At 57.6% G+C, this 238-nt stretch carries 1 rRNA gene; it reads left to right on the forward strand.

Annotated elements, in window-relative coordinates:
• The first annotated feature begins 121 nt into the window (after nucleotides 1–121).
• Nucleotides 122–238, forward strand: a 5S ribosomal RNA gene (gene rrf, locus ULO1_RS14445).

Raw genomic sequence — 238 nt, forward strand, 5'->3', positions numbered from 1 at the left:
GGTAGATAGGCCGGGAGTGTAAGAGCCGCAAGGCTTTGAGCGGACCGGTACTAATAGGTCGAGGTCTTAACCTCAAAAGAACTCTGTGCGGTTTTGAGGGAGCAATCCCTGAAGAGAATAGTCCGGTGGTAATGGCGGTGGGGCAACACCCGTACCCATACCGAACACGGCAGTTAAGCCCACCAGCGCCGATGGTACTTGGACCGCAGGGTCCTGGGAGAGTAGGTCGCTGCCGGAC

It is taken from the genome of Carboxydocella sp. ULO1 (genome assembly GCF_002049255.1).
Taxonomy (GTDB): Bacteria; Bacillota.